17 protein-coding genes are annotated in these 19118 nt (G+C 62.3%); 6 read left to right on the top strand and 11 right to left on the bottom strand.

Going from position 1 to position 19118, the window contains the following annotated elements; genetic code table 11:
- Positions 1 to 642 precede the first annotated feature (642 nt).
- Complete coding sequence (locus DC522_RS06850) at positions 643 to 1497, bottom strand: protein phosphatase 2C domain-containing protein (protein ID WP_116527940.1); 855 nt, start codon at positions 1495 to 1497, stop codon at positions 643 to 645.
- 69 nt (positions 1498 to 1566) lie between these two features.
- Between DC522_RS06850 and DC522_RS06845 the strand changes: the two genes are divergently transcribed.
- Positions 1567 to 2205, top strand: a complete 639-nt coding sequence (locus DC522_RS06845; protein ID WP_116528001.1) for a MarC family protein — start codon at positions 1567 to 1569, stop codon at positions 2203 to 2205.
- Here the strand turns inward: DC522_RS06845 and DC522_RS06840 are convergent.
- On the bottom strand, positions 2165 to 2467 hold the full coding sequence (locus DC522_RS06840; RefSeq protein ID WP_116527939.1) for a hypothetical protein: 303 nt from the start codon (positions 2465 to 2467) through the stop codon (positions 2165 to 2167). The genes DC522_RS06845 and DC522_RS06840 overlap by 41 nt on opposite strands.
- A gap of 162 nt (positions 2468 to 2629) precedes the next feature.
- Between DC522_RS06840 and DC522_RS06835 the strand changes: the two genes are divergently transcribed.
- The gene (locus DC522_RS06835) at positions 2630 to 2821 is read left to right on the top strand and encodes a hypothetical protein (RefSeq protein ID WP_116527938.1); all 192 of its coding nucleotides are present in this window, start codon (positions 2630 to 2632) and stop codon (positions 2819 to 2821) included.
- Positions 2822 to 2847: 26 nt separating this feature from the next.
- Here DC522_RS06835 and DC522_RS06830 read toward each other — a convergent pair whose 3' ends face one another.
- The 5 genes from DC522_RS06830 to DC522_RS34680 all read right to left on the bottom strand — a co-directional run bounded on the left by DC522_RS06830 (position 2848) and on the right by DC522_RS34680 (position 10704).
- The gene (locus DC522_RS06830; RefSeq protein WP_245444021.1) at positions 2848 to 3387 is read right to left on the bottom strand and encodes an RNA pyrophosphohydrolase; all 540 of its coding nucleotides are present in this window, start codon (positions 3385 to 3387) and stop codon (positions 2848 to 2850) included.
- On the bottom strand, positions 3387 to 3857 hold the full coding sequence (locus DC522_RS06825; protein ID WP_116527937.1) for a GNAT family N-acetyltransferase: 471 nt from the start codon (positions 3855 to 3857) through the stop codon (positions 3387 to 3389). Before DC522_RS06825 ends, DC522_RS06830 begins: the two co-directional genes overlap by 1 nt.
- Positions 3858 to 3859: 2 nt before the next feature.
- A complete protein-coding gene (locus tag DC522_RS06820; RefSeq protein WP_116527936.1) occupies positions 3860 to 4972 on the bottom strand; it encodes a M20 family metallopeptidase in 1113 nt (370 codons plus the stop codon).
- 110 nt (positions 4973 to 5082) lie between these two features.
- Positions 5083 to 5595, bottom strand: coding sequence for a single-stranded DNA-binding protein (locus DC522_RS06815; protein WP_116527935.1), 513 nt, complete (start codon positions 5593 to 5595; stop codon positions 5083 to 5085).
- Positions 5596 to 5805: 210 nt separating this feature from the next.
- Complete coding sequence (locus DC522_RS34680) at positions 5806 to 10704, bottom strand: hypothetical protein (protein ID WP_305777709.1); 4899 nt, start codon at positions 10702 to 10704, stop codon at positions 5806 to 5808.
- A gap of 235 nt (positions 10705 to 10939) precedes the next feature.
- Between DC522_RS34680 and uvrA the strand changes: the two genes are divergently transcribed.
- A complete protein-coding gene (gene uvrA, locus DC522_RS06805) occupies positions 10940 to 13909 on the top strand; it encodes an excinuclease ABC subunit UvrA (RefSeq protein WP_116527934.1) in 2970 nt (989 codons plus the stop codon).
- Positions 13910 to 13930: 21 nt separating this feature from the next.
- Here uvrA and DC522_RS06800 read toward each other — a convergent pair whose 3' ends face one another.
- On the bottom strand, positions 13931 to 15007 hold the full coding sequence (locus DC522_RS06800) for a nitronate monooxygenase family protein (RefSeq protein ID WP_116527933.1): 1077 nt from the start codon (positions 15005 to 15007) through the stop codon (positions 13931 to 13933).
- A 142-nt stretch (positions 15008 to 15149) separates the two neighbouring features.
- Positions 15150 to 15926 (bottom strand): DUF4239 domain-containing protein, encoded by a 777-nt coding sequence (locus DC522_RS06795; protein ID WP_165820072.1) that lies wholly within the window; start codon positions 15924 to 15926, stop codon positions 15150 to 15152.
- Positions 15927 to 16155: 229 nt separating this feature from the next.
- Here DC522_RS06795 and DC522_RS06790 point away from each other — a divergent pair, with 229 nt between their 5' ends.
- Positions 16156 to 16965: a class I SAM-dependent methyltransferase gene (locus tag DC522_RS06790; RefSeq protein WP_116527931.1), complete on the top strand. Its 810-nt coding sequence runs from the start codon at positions 16156 to 16158 to the stop codon at positions 16963 to 16965.
- The gene (locus tag DC522_RS36810; protein ID WP_116527930.1) at positions 16966 to 17181 is read left to right on the top strand and encodes a YidB family protein; all 216 of its coding nucleotides are present in this window, start codon (positions 16966 to 16968) and stop codon (positions 17179 to 17181) included. It begins immediately after the preceding gene.
- Here DC522_RS36810 and DC522_RS37190 read toward each other — a convergent pair.
- Together DC522_RS37190 and DC522_RS06775 are read right to left on the bottom strand one after the other, a co-directional pair.
- Positions 17175 to 17405 (bottom strand): diguanylate cyclase domain-containing protein, encoded by a 231-nt coding sequence (locus tag DC522_RS37190; RefSeq protein ID WP_371679038.1) that lies wholly within the window; start codon positions 17403 to 17405, stop codon positions 17175 to 17177. The genes DC522_RS36810 and DC522_RS37190 overlap by 7 nt on opposite strands.
- Entirely contained in the window at positions 17318 to 18322 is a 1005-nt protein-coding gene (locus DC522_RS06775; protein WP_116527928.1) for a GGDEF domain-containing protein, read from the bottom strand. Before DC522_RS06775 ends, DC522_RS37190 begins: the two co-directional genes overlap by 88 nt.
- Positions 18323 to 18533: 211 nt before the next feature.
- On the opposite strand from DC522_RS06775, the gene DC522_RS06770 reads away from it, so the two are divergent.
- Positions 18534 to 19085 (top strand): DUF2231 domain-containing protein, encoded by a 552-nt coding sequence (locus tag DC522_RS06770; RefSeq protein ID WP_116527998.1) that lies wholly within the window; start codon positions 18534 to 18536, stop codon positions 19083 to 19085.
- Positions 19086 to 19118: the final 33 nt, after the last annotated feature.

Genomic DNA, 19118 nt, shown 5'->3' with positions numbered 1-19118 from the left:
CAGCGCCTGATCGTGGATCCCCTTCCCGGTCCCTTCGGACTGATGGAGGATGACACGGGCGCAGAATGTCAAAGACCAAGCGGAAGCGTCCTCGGAAGCCGCACCGGCCCCGAGGTTCAGCAATCGAGGGAGGCGCGAGGAGCGGTCCGGCTCGATGTCTGAGATGTGAGAGGAACCCGACGGCCCCTCGCGCACGGTTCTTTTAGGCGGACAGGCGAGCCGAGGTTCAGCAACTGCCGCACGCGGACACTGCGGCTTGCCGCAGGCGGCGCACGACCAACCCCGAACCCCGAGCCGCAGCCTGGGCCTCCCGCCGGAGGAGGCTGCGTGACCTCACCCACGGGACCGCGCCCGACCCCGCAACTTACGACGCCTCGCGAGCGCGCCCCTCGGCAGGTCAGGACAGCCCCAGATATAGACACGGTTAGGACAAAAGTCAAGAACAAATAAGGAACATTCTTTCGTCGAGCCCTCCCTCGTCATGCCCGGGCTTGTCCCGGCCATCCACGCCTTTCGAACCACGGTGGATCAAAGACGGGGATCCCTGGGACGAGCCCGGGGACGACGAGGAGGGTTTCATTGACGATGCGAACAAACGTGGATGGTCGGCACAGGCTGCCCATGGCGCGGAGGGAGCAATCTCTATGCTCTCAACAGCAGCGCCGTCGTATCGTCGCTCAGCTTGAAGCGAGGAAAGAGCTTCCCGTCCGGATCGATCCGGGTTTCGATTTCCCGCGCCTTGCGGGCCAGGGGCTCCAGGCCGGAGATGATGGCGGCTTCCATCAGGGCCTTGGCGTCCATGGCCTCATAGAGATCGACCAGGGCCGAGAAGCCGTCGCTGGTGAGCAGGATCGTCGTGCCGTCCTCGCAGGGCACGCTCTCGTGGTGGAGGCGACCGGCGGCATCCGGGCTGAGGCTGAGCAAAGCCGCCGGAACGCCGCTCTTGCGCTGCCGCTCGCGGCGCTCGCCGAGCCAGGCGAGGAAGACGGGCTCACTCAGAATATCGTTAGGCCGGGAACCTGATGCCCGCATCAGCTCGGCGGCCTTGGCAGATTCGGTATCGCGCAGGCCAGGGGCCTCGCCCAGGGTCAGGACCGTCTCATCGGGCTGACGGACGAAGGCCGTGGTGTCGCCGAAAGTCCAGGCGTCCAGCCAGCTCCCTTTGCGTCGCACGAGGGTCATGGCGCCGAGCGGCCAGGAGACGAAATCCTCATGCCTCTCCTGCGGGGCAACGGCCCTATAGGCCGTGCGGGCCTCTTCCATCACGCGCCGGAGCAGGACCGCGCCGTCCTCAGCCCCAGGCGCGAGACTCGACAGGCGCTCATCAGCGAAGGCGGCGAGCCAGACCGCATCGCTCTTCGGGTGCATGACCGGAGCGGTGCCGGGGAAGATCGAGGTATCGATCACCCAGGCCCAATCCTGGCAGACGCCGCAGATGTCCTCGTTCGGCTTGTCCGGGTGTCCGGGCCAGCTGATCCGATCCAAAGTGGTGAACATCGTAGCATCGCCCCTCGCCAAATCCACTCGAGAACCCCATAAAGCAAAGCTGTGTTCAAGGTCCAGCCGATGCTCTTCGACTACATCTCTGCCGCCCTCGTGACCCTGCTCGTCACCCTCGACCCGCCAGCGCTTGCCCCCATGTTCATCTCTCTCACCCGAGGCATGAATGCGGACGAGCGCAAGCGTGTGGCCATCAGGGCCGGCATCATCGCCTTCTGCATCCTGGCTTTCTTCGGGCTCGGCGGAGAGATTCTCTTGAGGCTCCTGGGCGTGGGCATTCCGGCCTTCCGCATCTCCGGCGGCCTGCTGCTGTTCTGGATCGCCTTCGAGATGGTGTTCGAGCGTCGCAACGAACGCAAGCAGCATACGGCCGATGTGGCGATCACCGAGGATCACATCCGCAATGTCGCGGCCTTCCCGCTCGCCATTCCGCTGATGGCCGGCCCCGGCGCGATCACCGCAACCATCCTCCTCGCGGGACGGGCTGATGGTGATCCGGTCTATCTGGGCTTCCTGATCGCACTCATCGCCCTTGGTGTCGTGTGCTGCTTTGCCGTCTTCATGGCTGCGGAGCGCGTGTCGCGCATGCTCGGCATCACCGGAAACATCGTCCTGAGCCGCTTGCTCGGCGTGATCCTCGCAGGCCTCGCGGTGCAGTTCGTCATCAATGGCGCGGAAGCCTTGTTCCGGTCGCCAAGCCCCTAGGGTCGCCCGCCGCATGTGATGCGGTGGCTTGCATCCAGATCCAGGTGTTTGTCGCCCAGCCCACCATGTCGACCATGCCTTTGCGGCCAGCTTCGAGATTGTTGTCTTCTGCAGTAAGCATGATGCCATACGGCAACTCGATCAGCCTTTTCTCACCGCCGCTACGGACCCCTACGAAATAAGGGAATCCTTGCGGCCCGAAGGAGAAGAACGAACCGCCTGAATCGCCGTCCAAGCGGGCAGTATGGGCGCCGACCATCATAGCTGTTCCCTTCAATTCCACATCGCTTTGGATTTAGCGCCGCACAACTTTGGGCAGGCTTCCTTGTTGACCAGTGCCCGAGCAAATGTCTCGCCCTCATCGACGCGAAGACTTGGCTGCAGTCGAGTGCGTGCTAGATAAGGGGCGTCCACGGAGGAGAAATTGAAGAAAGCGTCCGAGTACCGCAAGCATGCCGAGGAATGCCGCGCTCTCGCCAAGCAGCTTCCGGAAGGCCCCCAGCGCGATCAGCTTCTGGAAATGGCGCGGACCTGGGACAATCTCGCCAATGATCGTGATGCCCTGGTGCAGAAACATCCCGAAATCGCGCAGTTGCCCGACAAGGACGAGGACTGAGACGCGTTGCGTGCAGGCTGGCGGGCTCAGCGGCTCGATGGCTGCGATATGGCGAAGGGCTTGAACGCCTCCGCCACGTGCTCATAGACCGCGCGCTTGAAGGGCACCACCAGCGCAGGCACTTCCGGCAGTTCCTGCCATCGCCATTCACTGAATTCGGGAACGGCGCTGCCGTGCGTCAGTGTCACGTCGATCTCGCTCTCATCCCCCGTGAAGCGCATGGCAAACCATTTCTGCCGCTGGCCGCGAAACGGAGAGAGGCGATGCGGCGGGCCGTCATAGGGTGCGAAGTCGTAAGTGAGCCAGGCTTCTATCTCGCCGAGATACATGGCGCTGGTGACGTTGGTCTCTTCCTGCAACTCGCGCCAGGCCGTCGTCAGCGGATCTTCGCCTGCATCGATGCCACCCTGCGGCATCTGCCATTCATGTCCCGGCGCAATGGTTTCGGGCCCATCGTCGCCAAGGCGTCGTGCGATCAGCACCTGTCCACGGCGGTTGAAGAGAGCGATGCCGACATTCGGCCGATACAGAGAACCCAGCAGAGAACTCACTTGGCGTTCCATCATCAGATCCCCTCGCCCGCATCCTTGATCAGGACATGAAGCCCAGGCTCCAGGACATCGGCTTCAAGAACCGCCCAACCCAAGCCTTCATAATAGGCCCGCCGGCGCTCGCGTGAGAGCAGATAGACCCGCTGCGCACCTGTAGCGAAGGCAAACTCCGTCGCTCTCTCGACGAGAGCCGCGCCAATGCCCTTTTGCCGGTACTCCGGTTCGACCCAAAGGGCCGCGACCCACGGCGTGTATTGAGGCCTTCGCTCCTCATCGTTGGCGATAACGGAGACCGCGCCGACGAAGCACTCGCCTTCATGCGCCACGAACGCTGTCGGAATGGGCTCGCTCCCGAAGCTCTGCCGCACGAGCCCCGTCAGCAGCTCCAATGGGTACCCCTCGTCCTTCCAGAAAGCGCGCCAGATGCGCTCCGCGACGACATCCGCAAAGCCTGACTTGTCGCGAAGATCGCTGATCGTCACCATGCTCAGCGCAGCGTCTCCATCAGGCGCTTCATCAGCTCCTGTCGAGGCGCGATGGTGGAAATCAGGCCGTATTCCTGCAGCGTATGCGCCCCGTTTCCGTCGATGCCGAGACCATCGAGGGTGGGCACGCCCAGAGCCGCCGTGAAATTACCGTCCGATCCGCCGCCGACGCGCGGCGCGGAGACGAGATCGAAACCGATTTGGGCGGCGAGCGACTTCGCGTGATCGAACAGCTTCGACGTGCCTTCCGTCCGCTCATAGGGCGGCCGGTTCATGCCGCCGGTGACGGTGATCTTGAAGTCCGGATTATGGGGCTTCAGGCCAAGGATCGCCTCGGTCAGCGCCTCGCCGTCAGCCACGGTCTCGACGCGCAGATCCACCGGGAAGCTGCAATGCTGCGGGATCGTGTTCACCGCCGTACCGCCGGACACCATGCCGATTGTCGTCGTGATGCCGCGCGCATAATTCGTCATCGCCTCGATGGCGAGGATCTGCCGTGCGGCTTCATGGATGGCATTGCGGCCTTCCGCATGGCGCGAGCCTGCATGAGCAGGGCGGCCCTCCACATGCACAGCGAAGCGCCCGACGCCCTTGCGTGCGGTCACGACCTGCCCGCCATCGCGGCTCGGCTCCGTCACCAGGGCATAGGCCGAGCGACGGGCGAAATCCTCGATGATGGGCCGCGTCATGGGAGAGCCGATCTCCTCGTCCGGCGTGACGAGATAGATGAGCGGACGCGCCGCCGTACCCTTGCGGGCGACCTCCTTGAAGGCTTCCAGGCTGAACCAGGCGCTCGCCTTCATGTCGTAGACGCCGGGACCATAGAGCCTGTCCCCCTCGATCCGCAGTGGCAGGTCGCGCTCGATCGTGCCGACGGGATGCACGGTGTCGAGATGCGACATGATCAGGATCGCCGGCTCGTCCGTCAGCGGCCCGGCGCGCAGGATCAGCGCATCGCCGAGCCCCTGCTCTCCCTTGATGCGCTCGATGGCGACCGGCGTATCCTTCATCTGCTCGACCACAAGGTCCATCATCAGGTTCACGCCGGCCACGTCATGGGTCGGACTTTCGGTGCGGATCCAGGTGAAGAGGGTATCGAGGGCTGGGGAGGTCATGGCTGCTTCAAATCACACAATGAACTTCAAATCACACAAGGAAAAAAGGCGGCTTGAGCCGCCTTTGTGTCTCTTTAGTCCCCTCGTGGGGCCCTGTCACGGGCTATCGACTAGAACGGGATATCGTCGTCGAGGTCGTTATAGCGCGATCCGCCACCGCCGCCCTGGGCCGGAGCCGGGCGCCGTTCCATGGGGGAGGCTCGGCCGAAATCGCCGCCGCGGCTGATCTGGCCCGGCTCCTCGTCGCCATACTCCGCCGCGCCGCCGCCCTGGCGGCCGTCCAGGAGCGTCAGCTCGCCGCGGAAGCGCTGCAGCACCACCTCGGTGGAGTACTTCTCCACCCCCTGCTGGTCGGTCCACTTGCGGGTCTGGAGCTGGCCCTCGACATAGACCTTCGAGCCCTTCTTCAGGTACTGCTCGGCGACCCGCGCCAGGTTCTCGTTGAAGATCACCACCGAGTGCCACTCGGTCTTTTCCTTGCGCTCGCCGGTGGCCTTGTCCTTCCAGCTCTCGGAGGTGGCCAGGCGCAGGTTCACCACCGGCTCGCCGTTGCTCAGGCGCCGCACCTCCGGGTCACGGCCCAGATTGCCCACCAAAATCACCTTGTTCACGCTGCCTGCCATCGGGCCCACTCCTGTTCACGTGAGGCCTGTTGTGGAACGGGAAGGCCGTCAGGACAAGCCGATCGTCATTCTTTCCCCAGGAAGGGCATCCTGACGGCCCTTTCCTGGGGCCATCGCCGAGCGGAGAGGAAAGTTCCCTCATGATAGGCAGAAACAGCCTTCCCCCATGGACTGTTCAGTCCATGGGGGAAGCTCCTTTACCTGGCCCTATCAGATGACGACGAAGTCGGCGAAGCCAATGGTCTTGTTCCTGCCGATATTGGCGAACACCACCTGACCGCCCGCAGCGCTGCCGTTGGAATCGTACCACAGGTTGCCGGTCCCCCTGTCGTAGCCGACGTAGTCGTTCGCATCCTTGGCCACCGCATTGTTCGTGAAATACGCCTTGTTGAGCACGCCCGTTCTGGACAGCTTCGCGAACACAGCGTTCTCCAGCTGGATCGTGTCGGAGGCTGCGCTCCAGTTCGCGATCACGTCCTTGTTGGACCTGGCATTCGGCCTCATGTCAAATACGAAGGTATCGTGCCCCGAGCCGCCATAGAGCCTGTCGTTGCCTGCTCCGCCGGAAAGCGTCGTATCTCCTGCGCTGCCTCTGATGATGTCGTTGCCGCCCAGGCCGAAGAAGACCTGATCGACATTCTTTCCGATAAAGGTGTCCGCCGACAGGGTTCCCTGAACCTTGATGACGTCATCGGCAGCCAGGCTCAGCGTCCCTAGCGCATTGAACTGCTCCAGGGAGAAGTTGATGACGTTATCAGATGCATCAAGACCATCCACCCCCTTGGCTGCGAGAGCTCCGATCTCCGCCGCCGCGACACCGGCGAGCGCCGCCCCTGTGTCAGACAAGCTCACCGTGTCACCGGCGGTCAGTGCCACATCACCGAGTGCGGCGAACTGGGCAAATGACAGGCTGAGCTGATCGCTCGAAGCATCGAGAGCGTCGATGCCTTTGGCCGCGAGAGCTCCGATCTGGGTCGCCGTGAGGCTGGCGAGGTTGGCGCCTGTGTCAGACAAGCTCACTAGGTCGCCGGCAGTCAGTGCCAGATCGCCGAGTGCAGCAAACTGAGCCACCGACAGGTTGAGCTGGTTATCGGACGCATCCAGCGCATCCACACCCTTGGCGCCCAGAGCGCCGATCTGCGCCGATGTGAAACCAGCGAGGTCGGCGCCCGTGCCAAATACGGTCACCGCGTCGCCGGCGGTCAGGGCCACATCGCCGAGCGCGGCGAACTGGGCACGCGACAGGCGGAGCTGATTGTCCGACGCATCCAGCGCATCGATGCCCTTGGCGCTCAGGGCTCCCATCTGCGCTACCGTCAGGGCGGCAAGGGACGCGCCCGTGCCGGATGCGGTCACCGCATCCTCGGCGGAAAACCTCAAGGAAGCGGTACCGGCGAGCACGGCAGCCTGAGCCGCACTCAGGATCAAGTTGCCGCTGGTGACGTCGATCATATCGAGGTTCTTCTTGCCCAGGTCGGTGATCTCGCTGAGCAAGAGAGACGCTAGTTCCGCAGCCATCCCTTTCAAGGTCACGTCGTCCGCCGCACCAAGGGATATCCCTGTCGCCGCGAGCGCCTTCGCCTGCGCGATCGTCATGTTCCATTCGTCGTCGAGAGCGTTGATCTTGTCGACGCCCTGGACCGCCAGGGCGCTGATGCGCTCTCCCGTCAATTCGGCGAGCCATGCGCTCGTGTCGAGCATGGTGATCGAATCCGCCGCCGTCAAACCGACCGCGCCGAGGGCGTTCAGCTGCGCCAGGTTCAGAACCAGGATGTCGTTGCTGGCGTTCAGGGAGACGACGTCCAGGTTCGCGAGCTGGGCGACCTTCTCAGGCGAGAGACCTCCGAGAGCCGCCCCGGTGTCGGTGAGGACGACGTTCTGGAGGCCCGTCACATCGACGCCGAGCAACGCATCGAGCTGGGCCACGGTCAGGGTGATCGTCTCGTTGCCGGGATTCGTCACGACGAAATGATCGACGCCCTTGGCACGGAGAGCCGAAAGCTGAGTTCCCGACAGGGTTTTGAGCTCGGTCAACGTCAAAGTGAGGGTGACGTCGTCGTTCGCCGCCAACGTGATCGGCGTATTCGCCAAAGCCTTTGCCTGAAGGAACGACAGGCTCAAGGCGGTGTTGTCGCCTTCCGCATCGATCACGTCGACGCCCTTCTGGCCCAACTTGGTGATCCGATCATCCGACAGGTTCTGCAGATCCGCCGCGGTAGCGTGCAGGATCACGTCATCGCCCGCGACGATCTTCATCGTTTCCGTGTTGGCCAGGGCAATGGCTTGAGCGATGGAGAGGTTCAGCCTGTTGTCCTGGCTATCTTGGTTCGTGACATCGATAAGATCGATGCCTTTGGCGGCGAGCTGGGTGATCTGAGTACCGCTCAGGGTCTGCAGATTGGCCGACGTATCGGCCAGGGTCACCACATCGTCTGCCGCCACCGTGATGTTCGCGCCCGCCAAAGCAGCCGCCTGCGCGACCGTGAGGGCCAGGACGTTGCCGGTAGCATCAACCTTATCGATGCCCTTGCCTGCCAGCTGAGCGATCAGTTCAGGCGTCAGGCCCTGCAGATTGGCCGCCGTATCGGCCAGGGTCACCACATCATCCGCGCTCAGCCGGATTTGCGTCGGGAGCAAGGTCACGGCCTGCTCGACCGACAGGCTCAGGGTATTCTCGGTCGAGTCGATGACGTCGATGAATTTGTCATTCAGTCTTAAGATTCCGGCGGGGGAGAGCGCCTGCAGCTTGGCCGCCGTATCCGCCAGCGTCACGGTATTGGTCGTCGTCAGCCCGACGGAACCCAAGGCATTGAACTGGTCCACCGTCAGGGAGAGCCGACCGTCGCCGGTCACCTGGATGGAATCGATGCCCTTCTGCGCGAACTTCGCAATCTGTTCAGGCGACAAACCTTCGAAGGCTGCGGCCGAATCGATGATCGTCGTGACGTCATCCGCCGCCAGCTTGATCCCGCCCAGAGCGTTGAACTCCGCCACATTGAAGGCATTGGCATTATCAGTGGAATCGAGAGTGATGTCGCCCTTGGCCGCAAGGGCCGTCAGCTCATCCACATTGAGCTTTTGCGTAAGCTCTGCGAAAGTGCCGCTGACGGTGACAATGTCGCCTTGCGCAAACACGATACCCGTGCCGGCCAGAGCGACCGCCTGATCGACGGTGAGGGGCAGGACGCTGTCCGTGGCATCGATCTTATCGATGCCTTTGACACCCAGCCGGCGGATCTGGTCAGGATCCAGGGTCTGCAGATTGGCCGCCGTGCCGGCCAGGGTCACTATATCGCCCGCAGACAGCGTGATGTTCGTGGCGAGCAGACCCACCGCCTGCGCGACGGAGAGGGTCAGGCTGTTGTTCTCGCCATTTGAGCTCGTGACATCGATCTTATCGATGCCTTTGCCAGCCAGATCGGCGATCAGTTCAGGCGCCAGGCCCTGCAGACTGGCCGCCGTATCGGCCAGGGTCACCACATCGTCCGTGCTCAGTCCGATTTGCGTTTCGAGCAAGGTCACGGCCTGATTGACCGACAGGCTCAGGGTATTGTCGGTCGAGTCGATAAAGTCGATGAGCTTGTCATTCAGTCCGAAGATTTCGCTCGGGGTGAGCGCCTGCAGGTTGGCCGCCGTATCCGCCAGCGTCACGGTGTTGCCCGCCGTCAGCGCGACGGACCCCAAGGCATTGAGCTGCGCCATCGATAGGGAGAGCTCACCCGGGTTGCCGGTCGCAACGATGGAATCGATGCCCTTTGCCGCAAACCTTGCAATCGCTTCAGGCGACAAAGCGCCGATGACTGAGCCCGCATCGATAATGATCTTGGAGTCATCCGCCGAAAGAGCGATCCCGCCCAGGGCGTTGAACTCCGCCACATTGAGGACCAAGGAACCCGCCCCCTCGGCATCGAGCACATCGACGCCTTTGGCCGCAAGCGCAGTGAGCTCAGGGACATTGAGTCCTGCTGCAAGCTCTTGGGAGGTGCCTCTGACGATGACAGACTTCTCTGACGTAAATCCAATACCCGTGCTGGCCAGGGCGGCCGCCTGATCGACGGTGAGGACCAGCGTAGTGTCCGTGGCACCGATCTTGTCGAGGCCCAGGACACCCAGCTTTTTGATCTCAGCAGGCGACAGGGTCTGCAGATTGGCCGCCGTATCGGCCAGGGTCACTATATCGTCCGCAGACAGCGTGATGTTCGTGGTCGCCAAGGCTTTAACCTGCGCAACATCGAGGCTCAGGGTACTACCGCCCGTGACTGCGATCTCATCGACGCCCCGGGCCGCCAGCTGGGTGATCAGAGTACCACTCAGCATTTGCAGATCGGTATCCAGGCTGGCCAGGATTACCTTATCACCCGCAGTCAGCTCGATAGTCGTCTCTAACAAGGCGCTAGCCTGCTCGACCGATAGCCTCAAGGTATCGTCGGTCGTGGAGTCAATGCGGTCGACACCCTTCTCGTCCATGCCCCGGATCCCGTTAGGGGAGAGAGCCTGCAGGTTGTCCGCTGAATCCTGCAAGACCACGACATCGGTGGCCACGAAATTGGACGCCGTCAGGACGGCAAGCTGTACGACCGACAGGGCAATCGGATTGCCGTCCCTTGAAAGGATCTTGTCATCAACATTGTCGAGCTTGTCGAGCTCGGCCGGGGTCAGGGTCGAGAGCACGACGGAGTCATCCTCGATGAGGATTTGGTCAGCGGCGTCGAGCCTGATGCCTCCAAGAGCCTTGAACTGGTCCACCCTGTAGGTTTGCTGGGCCGGCCCCGTACTACGGATGGAATCGAGCCCTTTTTGGGCAAGCGCCGCAAGCTCCGATGGGGTCAGGGTTTTCAGATTATCTGTTGAATCGAACAACTGCACGTTATCGGCAGCGACGAAACGAATATTTGTCCCGGCAATCGCCTTGGCCTGCGAAACGTTCCAAACAAAACCGTCACCCGTACATTCAATGAAATCGACATTATCGAGACCCATCTGGGCAATCTTGATCCCAGATAATGAGAACAAATTGGTGGCCGTATCTTGAATTATGACCTCGTCCTCGACATTAAACGGGCGCGTGGCAGCATCATATTGGGCAATGGTCAGGACGATTTGAGACACGGTATTTTCCTCCTAGTACGGTCCATCTTGTAACTTAGTATCAACATTTATGTCAATGTCATAACGTTTCACTAAAACACTCCGCCGCGAAAGCCCGATTGCCCTCCGTACACTCTTTGTTCTAGGATTTGAGACCTGGAATCATCCGCCGCATTGCATCGGCGGGTGGGACGTCACATATCCCGGAGCCGGCCTCTCAGGGCCGTTTTCCCCTCTTTGAAGGCTAGCTTAGGCCATGGCTAAACTCGACGAGCTGTTCAACCGCGCCAAGGCGGGCGACCCGAATGCGCGCGTGATCTCCGTGCGCGGCGCGCGGGAGCACAACCTGAAGAACGTCGACCTCATGGTCCCGCGCGACAAGCTCGTGGTGTTCACGGGGCTCTCGGGCTCGGGAAAATCATCGCTGGCCTTCGATACGATCTATGCCGAGGGGCAGCGGCGCTATGTGGAATCCCTCTCCGCTTACGCCCGCCAGTTCCTGGAGATGATGCAGAAGCCGGACGTGGACCAGATCGACGGTCTCTCGCCCGCCATCTCCATCGAGCAGAAGACCACCTCGAAGAACCCGCGCTCGACGGTCGGCACGGTCACCGAGATCTACGACTACATGCGCCTGCTCTGGGCGCGCGTCGGCATTCCCTATTCGCCCGCAACGGGCCTGCCCATCGAGAGCCAGACGGTCAGCCAGATGGTGGACCGGGTGCTGGAGCTGCCGGAAAAGACGAGGCTCTACCTGCTGGCCCCGGTGGTGCGCGGCCGCAAGGGCGAGTACCGCAAGGAAATCGCCGAATTCCAGAAGAAGGGCTTCCAGCGCCTGAAGATCGACGGCGAGTACTACGCCATCGACGAGGCCCCTGCCCTCGACAAGAAGTTCAAGCACGACATCGACGTGGTGGTGGACCGCATCGTGGTGCGCGCCGACATCGCCGCGCGCCTGTCGGAATCCTTCGAGACGGCGCTCGAACTGACCGACGGCATCGCCATCATCGAATATGCGGACGAGAAGGACGAGAAGGGCCAGCCGAAGCGCATCGTCTTCTCCTCCAAGTTCGCCTGCCCGGTCTCGGGCTTCACGATCCCCGAGATCGAGCCGCGCCTGTTCTCCTTCAACAATCCCTTCGGGGCCTGCCCCACCTGCGGCGGCATCGGCCACGAGATGCGCATCGATGAGGCGCTGGTGGTGGACGAGACGTTGTCGCTCAAGCGCGGCGCGATCATGCCGTGGGCGAAGTCCACCTCGCCCTATTACGGCCAGACGCTGGAGGCGATCACCAAGCACTACAAGGCCTCCATGACGAAGCCCTGGACGGAGCTTCCGGAAAAGGTGCGCGACGTCATTCTTTACGGCTCGGACGGTGAAGCCATCCGCATGGCCTATGACGACGGACTTCGCGCCTACGAGGTGAGGAAGCCCTTCGAGGGCGTGATCCCGAACCTGGAACGCCGCTACAAGGAAACCGAGAGCGAATGGGCGCGCGAGGAGATCGGCCGCTTCATGAGCGAGACGCCCTGCGAAGCCTGCGGCGGCAAGCGCCTGAAGCCGGAAGCTCTCGCGGTGAAGATCGCGGACTTCGACATCGGCGACGCCACGGCGCTGTCCGTGAAGGATGCGCATGAATGGTTCGGCGGCCTGTCGAAGAAGCTGACCAAGAAGCAGAACGACATCGCGGGCCGTATTCTCAAGGAGATCCGGGATCGTCTCACCTTCCTGGTCGATGTGGGTCTTGAATACCTCACGCTCGCCCGCTCCTCCGGCACGCTCTCCGGCGGCGAGAGCCAGCGCATTCGTCTCGCCTCGCAGATCGGCTCGGGATTGACCGGCGTTCTCTACGTGCTCGACGAGCCTTCCATCGGCCTGCACCAGCGCGACAACGACCGCCTGCTCGTGACGCTCAAGCGCCTGCGCGATCTCGGCAACACCGTGATCGTGGTGGAGCACGACGAGGACGCGATCCTCCAGGCCGATTACGTGTTCGATATCGGACCGGGCGCGGGCATCCACGGCGGCAAGATCGTCGCCGAGGGCACGCCCGACGAGATCATGCAGAATCCGAAGTCGCTGACGGGCAAGTATCTCACGGGCGAGATGTCCGTGAAGGTGCCGGCGCAGCGCCGCAAGCGCGATCCGAAGCGCATGCTGAAGGTCGTGGGCGCGAAAGGCAACAATCTCAAGGACGTGACGGCGGAGATCCCGCTCGGCACGTTCACCTGCATCACCGGCGTCTCCGGCGGCGGCAAGTCCACGCTCGTGATCGACACGCTCTACAAGGCGGTCGCGCGCAAGCTGAATGGCGCGCTGGAGCATCCGGCCCCGCATGAGCGCATCGAGGGGCTGGAGCATCTCGACAAGGTCATCGACATCGACCAGTCGCCCATCGGCCGCACGCCGCGTTCGAACCCCGCGACCTATGTCGGCGCCTTCACGCCGATCCGCGAGTGGTTCGCGGGGCTCCCCGAGGCGAAGGCGCGCGGCTACCAGGCGGGGCGCTTCTCCTTCAACGTGAAGGGCGGACGCTGCGAGGCCTGCTCCGGCGACGGCGTGATCAAGATCGAGATGCACTTCCTGCCCGATGTCTACGTCACCTGCGACGTGTGCAAGGGCAAGCGCTACGACCGCGAGACGCTGGAGGTGAAGTACCGCGACAAGTCCATCGCCGACGTTCTCGACATGACGGTGGAGGAAGCGCGCGACCTCTTCAAGGCCGTGCCGTCTATCCGCGAGAAGATGCAGACGCTCGCCCGCGTCGGCCTCGACTACGTGCATGTGGGCCAGCAAGCGACGACACTCTCCGGTGGCGAAGCCCAACGCGTAAAACTCTCGAAGGAGCTCTCCAAGCGCGCGACCGGCCGCACGCTCTACATCCTCGACGAGCCCACCACCGGTCTGCACTTCCACGACGTCGCAAAGCTTCTGGAAGTGCTGCACGAGCTGGTGGACCAGGGCAACACGGTGGTGGTGATCGAGCACAACCTCGAAGTCATCAAGACCGCCGACTGGGTGATCGACATGGGTCCCGAAGGCGGCAGCGGCGGCGGCCAGATCGTCGCGCAAGGCACACCCGAAGACATCGCCAAATCCAAGGACAGCCACACCGGCCGCTTCCTGAAAGAGGTGCTGGAGCGCAGGCCTCTGAAAAAGGAATCTTCAGGCAAGGAAGCATCGAAAAAGACCAAGAAGGTCACGCGTCAGGAGGCGGCGGAGTAAGGCGGCGAAAGCCGCCTCACGTCAGGCAGAGCGTGGGCTGAGCCTCTCCAGAGCTTCCTGAGCCAAGTACCTGGTCAGCTCCCCAGCAGGAAGCTCTCGGCTCAGGCGCGCCGCCTGGCCCGACCAGAGGGGCATGAAGTCGCCCGAACCGAGCGGCTCGGATTTCTGGCGCAGGGGCGCGAGCGCACCACCCGCAAGCGGAAACTGGGGCGCTGCTGCCGAGATGGGTCCCACCTCGCGCATGACCCGGTTGACGATGCCTCGGGCGGGACGCCCGGTAAAGACGTTCGTCAACGCTGTCTTTTCGACGCCGTCGCCTTTCAGCGCTTGTCTGTGAACTGGAGATATCGTGGCTTCCGGGGTGAACAGATAGGCCGTTCCGATCTGCACGGCCGATGCGCCCAACGCAAAAGCCGCGACGATGCCGCGCGCGTCGGCAATTCCGCCCGCAGCAATGACGGGCACCTTCACCGCGTCGGCCACCTGTGGCACCAGCGCCATGGTGCCGACCTGGGTCGAAAGGTCGTCGGTCAGAAAGATGCCGCGATGGCCGCCAGCTTCGAAGCCTTGCGCGATGATGGCATCACACCCCTCGCGTTCGAGCCAGCGCGCCTCGTCGACCGTCGTCGCGGACGACAGCATCTTGGCACCCGTCTCCTTCACACGCTTCAGCAGGCTTTGCTGCGGCAGCCCGAAATGGAAGCTCACGACCTCCGGCATGAACTCCTCCACGAGGCTCAAGAAAGTCTCGTCGAATGGGGCGCGGGTCGAGGGTGGCGTCGGCATGTCCGGGTCGAGCCCGAACTCCAGATAGTAATCCTTCAGGCGCTGTTTCCACGCAGCTTCCCGATCCGCATCGAAAACCGGCGATCGGTGGCAGAAGAAATTGACGTTGATCGGCTTCGAGGTTTTCTGACGGATCCTGGACAGTTCTTCCCGGGCCTTGTCATGGGTCAACATCGCGCAAGGCAGCGAACCGAGACCTCCGGCTTCCGAGACGGCGACGACCATGTCGGACAAGTTGGCTCCGGCCATGGGGGCCTGGATGATTGGAATCTCGATTCCCAAGAGATCAAGAATTCGCCGATCTTTCCACATGGCTGCTGCCTTTCCTGCCTGAGGAAGACACGAGTGCTAGAGCATCGGATCCAAAAGTGGAATGCACCTTTGGGATCACCTGTGCTCCTCTCCTCGTATCGTTCGGTCCGGAGATCCGGAACCACGTTCTAAACGCATGACGCTAGGGCGTCTTCAGCTCATCGTTCAGCACCATCGTATAGGCCGATGTATCGATCGCGGCCGGGCCTGCATAGGGATGGCTCAAGGCCAGGATGAAGTAGAGCGCAAGTCCCGTATAGGCTCCGTAGACGGAGAGAATGGCGATGTGCACGGGAGTGACCGGGAACACGAGGAAGCATCCGGCGATAATGCCGAAGCCCGTCAGGGCCATCCACCAGAACAGGCTGGGCAGGCCGCGGTGGAACAGCGACAACCGCGCCTTGCGGTGGTCCTGGAGGTCGTCCATGTTCGCGATCATGCGGGCGCGAAGGGATTGCTGCTGCGGGGTTTCGGCTCCCAGGTTGAGGACGCCGGCGTCGAGATCGTTATAGGCCCGCACTGCCTCCCTGCTGCCGTTCATGGGGGTGGATCGCTGCCATTCGCTTTGCAGCACAGCCGCGATGTAGGCTGCGAGCTGCTTGCGGAGCGCATCCTCCTCGGACCCGTTCCATTGATCCAGCTGCAGCGCGATATGCTCGATGGTCGCCACTTCCTTCGAAACGTCCTGCTGCAGGCTCGTATGGGCCGACTGCGCCTCCGCGAAGACAAGAGCAAGGATGAGGCCATGGACAGTGCCGATGCGAATGGCGACCGTTTCGACGACATCCCGTGTCCGTGTCGGCAGTTCGTCGCTCAGCCAACCGCGAACCAGGACGAAAGGAAGAACCGAGGCGGCGATGGTGGCGAGCATGGCCAGAACGCCGCCGAGCCAGCCTGGAAGCTGCAAAATCGCTGCCATGCTCTCCTCCTGGCCCGTGCCCCTGCCCATTTCAGTCCTGTCCGCTCCACACAGGAGAGCACGTCCTGCTCTCCCGCACCACGGCTTTTCCGGCGTACCCGGGAACAGCTCCGCCCTCGGTCTTCTCAGGATTGTCGGGCAGTCGGAGCCGAGACCCTACCCTTTTGAGACTCTTGCCCGCCTCGCCCATCGGCAGGATGATGGCGCGCTTTTTGCGGTGGAGGAGACCATGAGCGCCACCGATGCCGCCTTTGCCGGCTCGATCCCTGCCACTTACGAGCACTATCTCGGTGCGCTTCTCTTTGAACCCTTCGCCGAAGACCTGGCCGCACGGCTTAAGGGCGTCACCTCCGACAGAGTTCTGGAGACTGCGGCGGGAACGGGCATCGTCACCCGCGCCCTGGTGAATGTCCTGCCGCCCGAGGTCGAGATCGTCGCGAGCGATCTCAATCAGGCGATGCTCGATCTGGCGCAGACCAAGCTCCACGCGTCGAATGTGACCTGGTGCCAGACGGACGCGCAGACGCTCCCCTTCGAGGATAGCTCCTTCGATGCCGTAGTGTGCCAGTTCGGCGTCATGTTCTTTCCCGACAAGCCTGCAGCCTATCGGGAGGCGCTGCGCGTGCTCAAGCCCGGCGGACGCTTTCTGTTCAATGTCTGGGACAGTCTGGACGCGAACCTGGTGAGCAAGGTCGTGTCCGACCAAGCGATCGAAATGTTCCCCGAGGATCCGCCCCGGTTCATTGAGCGCACGCCCTTCGGCTATTTCGATCAGGACCGCATCGAGGGCGAACTCCAGTTGGCGGGGTTCGAAGACGTCACCATCGAGCCGGTCGAGAAGGTGAGCCATGCCATCTCTGCGCGCCACGCCGCCATCGGCCTGACCCAGGGAACGCCCTTGCGTGGAGAGATCGAAGCCCGCGCACCGGGCCGGCTCAACGAGGTCACGGAGAAAGCGACTCAAGCTCTCACCGAAAAGTTCGGTGAAGGGAGCTTTGAGAACCGCATGCGGGCGCTCGTCGTCACGGCCCGGCGTTAGATCTGCAGCACAAAAGACAACGGCCGCTTTCAATCGGTTCCTCCCAACCAACTGGCTGATGTCATCGGTCCCGATACTGTGGACGAACTCTCACAGCAGACTGGCATGCCGCAGCAGGATCTGCTGGCGGAACTCTCTCAGGAGTTGCCCGGCGTTGTCGATCAACTGACACCGCAGGGGCGGCCGCCGCGAGAGGATGAACTGCAGCACTATTGAGCGGCGGTCGGGGAACTGGCCGAGATGACGACATCTCGACCGTGATCTTTCGCTGTGTAAAGCGCAAGGTCGGCCTCCTGAAGCAAAGCCTTGACTGTTGTTGCGCGGTCAGAAGCGGCGCAGCCCACGCTGACGGTCACTTGAGCCTCGGGGCCCAGCATGGCTTTGCCGGCGGCGGAGAACGCACGTCTGACCGTCTCGGCCAGATCCTTGGCGTCCTCCATACGCATCGGCAGAATCGCCGCGAACTCCTCGCCCCCAGTCTGCCGTAGGATTTTTCAGGGAGGTGCTTCGTCAACACCTCTCCAAACAGCATGAGAACGCGGTCGCCCACCTCATGGCCATAGTGGTCGTTGAAGGTCTTGAAGTTGTCGAGATCGAAGATGAGACAGCTGACGGGCTTGCCTTCCCTGGCGTCGATGAGCCGTGTTGCGCGATGCAGGAAAGCACGCCGGTTGGGAATGCCGGTCAAAGGATCGATGAACGCTGCCTGCTTATAGCCCAGTTCGACATGTTCCTTGGCCATGGACAGAAAGATGAACGCCAGGGCCGGAGTATAGACCACCAGGAAAAGAGCCATCTCCGAGGACCATCGGTTGGCCAGAGCGTCGATCCAGGCAATCGAGGTAAGCGAGATCCCGGGCCAAGTCCGGATGATGTTGAAAATCGCCAGGAATATCAGGAGAACGACGGCGATCCGCTGAGAAGCGAGAGGATGCCTGGCATGACGCCAGAGTTCCCGGGCGCTGAGCAAAGAATAGACACCCGTCGTCAGCGCAACCAGGATCAGCCGGTAATCCTGCCTTTCATAGATGAGCGGGAAAGCTGCGATCCGCAGCACGACCCCAGTCAGGATGAGTGGAGGAAATCCCTTGCGGCCGTTGAAGATCCGGCAGCCAGCGTAAAGAGCCGCATAGGACAGCAGGCCGAGAACATTGCCCGTCAGAAGCGCCGGATAGGAGTTATGGGACCTGCCAAGGTTCGCGACCGCAAAGCCGGCCGCGATAAGACAGAAAGCTGCTCCCCACGGCAGGAGTGCGCGAACCTTTCGATTGAGTGTCCAGGCGAACACCAGCAGCGCACCGAGAACCACCGCGAGAAGGACAAAGGCAACATTGAGGGTGACTGGATCTAGGGTCATCGAAGCGGCGGCAAGGATTCGGCTGGTCGGTCGCAGAAGTAAAGGAGGCCCTGCACACCCCTTTCCCTAGGTAATGATTGCTAGTGCTATGTGCGATTAGCCTTCGGATGTCCAGCCCCACACGATGCTGGCATTGCTGCATGAACGGTGGCATAGGAACTAAGCCTTGGGCGCGGCATTCTCCTTTATCTTGTTTCATCGGGAGGATCCCATGGGCCGCTATCACCGCCATGGAGTCGAGAGCACGGCCGCCATTGCCGGGCATCCGCTCCACCACATGCTCATTGTCTTTCCGGTTGCTTTCCTGATCGGGGCTTTCGGGACCGACATTGCCTTTGCAAGCACAAGCAACCCCTTCTGGGCGGAGGCTTCCTACTGGTTGCTGATCGCAGGCATCGTCACCGCTCTGGTGGCAGCGATCCCTGGTCTCATCGACTTCGTGAGCATCGACCGGGTGCGCAACCTCTGGATCTCCTGGACGCATATGATCGCGAACCTGGTGGTCGTAGGCGTCGCCCTTGTGAATGTCGGTGTTCGTCTGGACGATCCCGCGGCGGGCGCTCAGGATTGGGGCCTCTGGCTCTCGGGCCTCCAGACCCTGCTGCTGCTCTTCAGCGGCTGGCTCGGAGGGGAAATGGCCTATCGCTATCGCATTGGCGCGATCCAGGATGAGAGCCCCCAAGTCGAGCAGTTCCATGTGGAGATCGACCGCAGCGGAGCCGCAGAATCCTACGACCGCCGCAGCGGCTCTGGCCGCCGGTAAGCGTCCTTTTCTTGTGGGCTTCCAGACGTTAAA

The sequence above is a fragment of the Microvirga sp. KLBC 81 genome, assembly GCF_003075415.1.
Taxonomy (GTDB): Bacteria; Pseudomonadota; Alphaproteobacteria; order Rhizobiales; family Beijerinckiaceae; genus Microvirga.
The sequence above is the reverse complement of the archived record's forward strand: the minus strand, read 5'-3'. Positions and strand labels throughout refer to the sequence as shown.